Source organism: Actinomadura logoneensis (genome assembly GCF_003428695.1).
GTDB classification, from domain to species: domain Bacteria; phylum Actinomycetota; class Actinomycetes; order Streptosporangiales; family Streptosporangiaceae; genus Spirillospora; species Spirillospora logoneensis.
This window is the reverse complement of sequence record NZ_QURH01000566.1, coordinates 1-1,701: the sequence shown is the minus strand read 5'-3', so window position 1 is coordinate 1,701 and position 1,701 is coordinate 1. Positions and strand designations below refer to the sequence as shown.

The window sequence follows — 1,701 nt, the reverse complement described above, 5'->3', positions numbered from 1 at the left end:
GGCCGAGCGCGCGGCCGGGCTGGGCGGCGCGGTCGAGGCCGGGCCGCTGCCCGGCGGACGCGGGTTCCGGGTGCGGGCGCGGCTGCCGGGCGGAGGGACGACATGACGCGGGACGCGCCGATCCGGGTGCTGCTGGCCGACGACCAGACGCTGGTCCGCGCCGGGTTCCGGGCGCTGCTCGAACGCGCCGACGACATCGTGGTCGTCGGTGAGGCCGCGGACGGCGCCGAGGCGGTCGCGCTCGCCCGCGAGCACCGGCCCGACGTCGTCCTCATGGACGTGCGGATGCCCGGAACGGACGGCCTGGCCGCCACCCGGACGCTGCTGTCCGACGAACGGCTCGCCGCGACCCGGGTCGTGGTGCTGACGACCTTCGACGCCGACGAGTACGTGTTCGGGGCGCTGCACGCGGGCGCGAGCGGCTTCCTGCTCAAGGACCTCGCGCCGGACGACCTGCGGCGGGCCGTCCGGACGGTGGTGGCCGGGGACGCCCTGCTCGCGCCGAGCGTGACCAGGCGGCTGATCTCGGCGTTCGTCGGCCGGTCGGGTCCGGCGGGCGGGACGCCCCCGGTCCCGCCGGAGCGGCTGGCCGCCCTGACCGTCCGGGAGCGGGAGGTCGTGGCGCTGGTCGCGGAGGGCCTGTCGAACCAGGACATCGCGGACCGGCTGGGGATGCGTCCGATGACCGCGAAGACGCACGTCAACCGGGCGATGGCGAAACTCGGCGCCCGCGACCGCGCGCACCTGGTCGTGATCGCCTACCAGTCGGGCCTGGCCGGGGTACCGCGCGCGGAGTAGCGGCCGTTCCGCGAACGCTGTAGGGGACGTTCCGCGAACGCGGTAGTGGACGTGCGGCGAACGCGGTGATGCGGACGGTTCCGGGGGCTGACGGAATCGGGGCCGCGTTTCCCTAGCGTCCAGGGCATGGGTTCACACACCAGATTCATCGCCGGGAGCTGCCTGATCCTGGCCCCGGTCGTCCAGGCGACGTCCACGTTCTTCTGGCAGGCGCACCGGCAGGGCATCACCACCGGCACGCTCATCCTGCTCGCGACCGTCCTGTGGATCGTCGGCCTGGCGCGCGTCTTCCACGACATCGAAGGCCGCGTCCCGCGTTACGCGGCGGTCGCGTTCCCGATGGCGGTGTACGGCTGTCTCGGCGGCGCGTCCTTCGGGTTGCAGGGCATGTACGAGGAGCTGTTCGGGGTGTCGCACGCCGACGCCGTCCGCGTCGTGGGCGAGCACCCGGTCCCGGCGTTCCTCACGCTGTGGGTCGCGGGCGTGCTCTTCCCGACCAGCATGGCCGTGCTCGGCGTCGTGCTGGCGCGCATCAGGTACGTGCCGCCGCCGACGGGGATCCTCATGGTGGTCGGCGCGCTGTTCTTCCCGCTGAGCAGGATCCCCCGCGAGGTCGTCGTGGCGCACCTCGCCGACCTCGTCCTGATCCTGCCCTTCGCCCACATCGGCGTGCTGATGCTGACGGCCCGGCGCACCGCCGATGCGCCCGCGCCCAGCGCACCCCTCAGGACGAACCACGCCTGACCGCCCGCGCCCACCGGACGATCGGCATCCACACCCCCTTCGTGGCGGGCTCGCGCGAGTCGCCCCCGGCCCGCGCGAGTCGCTCCCGGCCCGCGCGAGTCGCTCCCGGCCCGCGCGAGTCGCTCCCGGCCCGCGCGAGTCGCTCCCGGCCCGCGCGAG

The 1,701-nt window shown here is 74.8% G+C and carries 2 protein-coding genes; both read left to right on the top strand.

Going from position 1 to position 1,701, the window contains the following annotated elements:
- The first annotated feature begins 102 nt into the window (after positions 1-102).
- On the top strand, positions 103-798 hold the full coding sequence (locus tag DZF91_RS24215) for a response regulator (RefSeq protein WP_117359593.1): 696 nt from the start codon (positions 103-105) through the stop codon (positions 796-798).
- Between the two features lie 126 nt (positions 799-924).
- Complete coding sequence (locus tag DZF91_RS24210; protein WP_117359592.1) at positions 925-1,542, top strand: hypothetical protein; 618 nt, start codon at positions 925-927, stop codon at positions 1,540-1,542.
- Positions 1,543-1,701: the final 159 nt, after the last annotated feature.